This window comes from Streptomyces sp. DH12 (assembly GCF_020873895.1).
GTDB lineage: Bacteria > Actinomycetota > Actinomycetes > Streptomycetales > Streptomycetaceae > Streptomyces.
Genome location: NZ_JAHWGT010001715.1, coordinates 1 through 383, shown reverse-complemented (window position 1 = coordinate 383; position 383 = coordinate 1). Strand labels below are relative to the sequence as shown.

General features: G+C 66.6%; 1 protein-coding gene. It reads left to right on the top strand.

Annotation, left to right across the window (positions count from 1 at the left end; genetic code table 11):
• A partial coding sequence (locus LPA54_RS41880; protein WP_228985572.1) for an ABC transporter permease occupies window positions 1-383 on the top strand: 383 nt, incomplete at both ends.

Here is a 383-nt window from a genome sequence, read left to right as displayed (position 1 = left end):
GCGTGTTCGTGTTCACCTTCACCCAGAGCTCGGTGCTGGCGGGCGTGCGGGCGATCTCGGGGAACCTGGGCCTGGTGCGGGCGCTGCACTTCCCGCGGGCGTCGCTGCCGATCTCGTTCGCGCTCCAGCAGCTCCAGCAGCTGCTGTTCTCGATGATCGTCCTGGTCGTCATCATGGTGGCGTTCCGGAGCTATCCGGACCTGTCGTGGCTGCTGGTGGTGCCGGCGCTGGCCTTGCAGTTCGTGTTCAACACGGGTCTGGCGCTGATCTTCGCGCGGATGGGCAGCAAGACGCCCGACCTGGCGCAGCTGATGCCGTTCGTGCTGCGGACCTGGATGTACGCGTCCGGGGTGATGTTCTCGATCCCGGCGATGCTGGAGGAC